Annotated in this window: 2 protein-coding genes and 1 pseudogene; all 3 read left to right on the top strand. The window is 29.4% G+C overall.

Translation table 11 applies throughout. From position 1 onward, the window contains the following. Positions 1–109 (top strand): annotated as a pseudogene (locus Q4Q55_RS10680) (phosphoribosylformylglycinamidine cyclo-ligase); the annotation flags it as partial. 25 nt (positions 110–134) lie between these two features. Continuing rightward, complete coding sequence (gene comC / locus Q4Q55_RS10140; protein WP_303372685.1) at positions 135–1,163, top strand: L-sulfolactate dehydrogenase; 1,029 nt, start codon at positions 135–137, stop codon at positions 1,161–1,163. Positions 1,164–1,402: 239 nt separating this feature from the next. Continuing rightward, positions 1,403–3,028 (top strand): hypothetical protein (locus tag Q4Q55_RS10135; RefSeq protein ID WP_303372684.1); only part of this gene is annotated, 1,626 nt, incomplete at its 3' end.

The raw sequence follows: 3,028 nt of genomic DNA, 5'->3' as shown, positions 1-3,028 counted from the left end.
AATAATGGATACTTTAAAATAATACTGTATCTGCCAGATAATATGTAAAGTAACAGATGATGAAAAAATTACTGTAAAAGCTTTTGAAGGATCTGAAATTGAATACTGATTTGATAAAATTAAGAGGTGTGTAAATGAAGATAATGAAAGATAAGGAAATAGCTCTTGTTAAAGAAATATTAAAAAAATTGGGAGTTAGTGAAGAAGACAGCGAATTTGTAGCTGAAGCAACAATAGATGCTGATTTAAAAGGATTTACATCACATGGGCTAGGTAGATTCCCACAATACTTAATTAGTATCGAAGCAGGAACAATAAACTTAAATGATGACATTACTATCGAAAAGGAAACTCCAGCAATTGCTTTAATTAATGGAAATAGTGGATTTGGGCAAGCAGTATCATACAAAGCAATGCAATTAGCTATTAAAAAAGCTAAAGAAGTTGGAATTGGATGTGTTGGTGTGCATAATACAAATCACTTTGGAGTAACTGGATTTTATTCTGATTTAGCATTAAGAGAAAACTGTATAGGATTGGTTCTTGCAAATACAGATCCTGCAATTGCACCATTAGGAGGAAAAACTCCTTTAATCGGAACCAACCCAATTGCATTAGGCATTCCATCTGAAACCTACATCACAGTAGATATGGCAACTTCAGTCACTGCACGTGGAAAAATTATCGAATCAAAAAGAAAAGGTTTGGATTTACCTGATGGATGGGCATTAGATAAAGATGGAAATCCAACCAACAATCCTGAAGCGGCACTCGAAGGATCCATCTTACCATTTGGTGGATTTAAAGGATATGCTCTTGCAGCATTGATTGAAATTTTAACTGGACCATTAGTGCAGGCAGGATACGGGCATGGCGTAACTGGTACAGCTTCACCAACAAAAGACTGTACAAAAGGAGATCTGTATGTTGTTATTGACCCGTCCAAATTCGGAGACTTTGGCGAATTTGTAGCAAATACTGAAGATTTTGTATCACAAATTAGAGCAACTGGTGAAAATGTAGCCATTCCGGGCGATTTAGAAGTTAAAAGGATTGCTGAAGCTGAAGCTAATGGTGTTGCAATAGATGAAAAATTATATGAGCAATTAAAAGAAATCTGTGATAATTTAAATATTAACCTTGATTCATACTTAGAAGAATAATTATTTATTCTTCAAAATCCTTTTTTTTACATTCATTCGATATGATATTTTTACATAACGTATCAAATAAGTTAAAGAAAAAATAAATTAAATTTGAATTTACAAACATTAAAACAAAAATGATTATATATAACTAAAACATAAGTATAAATGTTAAAAATACTAATATTAATAGTACTGAAAATCTATACACTTTTTTTAATAATATGATTTTCTTTTAAAAAGGAGGATAAAAAGTTATGAAACTTAAAAACTCTTATATCTTATTAATAGTAATTTCACTGTTTCTATTAGTAAGTATCGGATCTGTATGTGCAGAAGCTAACAGCACAGCAGATGCAGACATATTATCCGAAGACAGTTCTGATATCATACTTAGCGATAATGAAGCTTCAGATAGCGGTTCTGCAAATATAACTAAAATAGATACTACAGTAGAGTCTGAAAACGTATTGGTAAACGAAAAAGACACTGTAGAAATTCCAGTAACTGTAAAAGATAATGAAAGTAACATAATTACCATTACTACTGACAATATTACAGTTAATGAAGGAAGTAAAACAATTAAATTTAATTATAACAATTCTAAATTAAATGTTGAAGATAAATTAGATATTGGAAATCACAGTTTAATTATCAACTATTTAGGAAATGATATTTATAAAAACTCAACAACAAATATCATTTTATCAATATTTGGAAATAAAACAATAGATGCACCTTCATTTGTAACAAGCGACGGCATAACTGTTGAAATTCCAGTTAACCTCACAGATGGTGTAAATACTTATTCAATCAATAAAAATAATTTAACCTTAAACTTTACATATGTTGATGAAAATGGAAACAGTAGTTTTAAAATAATTGATTCATTTGATTTTGAAAAAAATACTGTAAAATTCTTATTGAATGATCTCAAATTCGCTTCAGCTTCAGTAATATTAAATTACAATGGCGAAACAGAATCAAGTAAAAAAGTTGTTATAAAATCATTGACCAATGTCACTGCACAAAACGCAAAATTTAATGAAAGTGATAATAAAACAATCCCAATATCAGTTTCATCCGGCGACAAACAAATTAATGTTACAAAAAATGAAATTAATGTACTTGAAAATAATAAACAAATCGCATTTGAATATAATAATTCTATTATCACTATCAAATCATTAACCTCAGGAAATCACACAATAACCGTTAAATTCTTGGGCAATGATAATTTTGCAGAATCCAGCAAAGATATTTTAGTATCCGTCTATGGAAACATTACTATCAATGCAGATTCATCAATTAACGTCAACTCAACTAAAAAAGGTCAAGTAACTATAAAAAATATTACCAACGGCGTGGACATTATTGATTTCAATTTAAGTGATTTAAAAGTGACTGCTAGCTATAAAGTTGGAAATGATACATTTATAGCAAATGTCAACATGGTAAAATTAGAAAACAATACATTATTCATTGAATTTGAAAACCTTAACTTTACAACTGCAACATTAAATATCACTTATAAGAATACTGCTTTAACAAGTGTTACTGTAAATAGAATTTATAATGCTAAAATCACAGTAATAACTAGTTCAAACCAATACCAAAATGGTGCTTTTAAATTTAAATTGGTGGATACTGACACTAATTCAACAATTAGTGGCAAAACAATAAACCTATACACAATAGGTAATATTAGAGCAGGATTTAGTGCAACTACTGGCAAAGACGGTATTGCTTCATTCTATACAAAAAATTTATATGAATTTGACAATACTAACAATTCATTCACTATGAGACAATTTGAAGTTGGAAAACATGGTGTTGAAATTTCAACAAGTGGAGATGTGAAAACCACCACAATTAAAACTAAT

The organism is Methanobrevibacter sp. (genome assembly GCF_030539555.1).
Lineage (GTDB): Archaea > Methanobacteriota > Methanobacteria > Methanobacteriales > Methanobacteriaceae > Methanocatella.
Note: the sequence above shows the minus strand (reverse complement) of the source record. Positions and strands in the feature narration are given on the sequence as shown.